General features: G+C 61.7%; 1 pseudogene. It reads right to left on the minus strand.

The features are described from left to right. Nucleotides 1–206: pseudogene (locus FC814_RS22765) on the minus strand (cellulose synthase); the annotation flags it as partial.

Consider the following 206-nt stretch of genomic DNA (forward strand, 5'->3'; position numbering starts at 1 on the left):
GTATCGGCCTGGCTGCGTTGTCCGGCCTGCCAGAGATCCTGCGAAAGCCGGTAAGTAATCCACACACTGCCGGGATCCAGCGCCAGTCGCTGGCGCTGAAGTGCTGCCGCCTGCGCCCATTTGCCCTGGTTTTCCAGTGCCTCTGCCTGCTGTGATAAACGCGTGTTTTGCAGGCTGCGTTCGATGTCATCAACGCTGCGCCGCTG

The sequence above is a fragment of the Escherichia sp. MR genome (genome assembly GCF_005280595.1).
Taxonomy (GTDB): Bacteria; Pseudomonadota; Gammaproteobacteria; order Enterobacterales; family Enterobacteriaceae; genus Escherichia; species Escherichia ruysiae.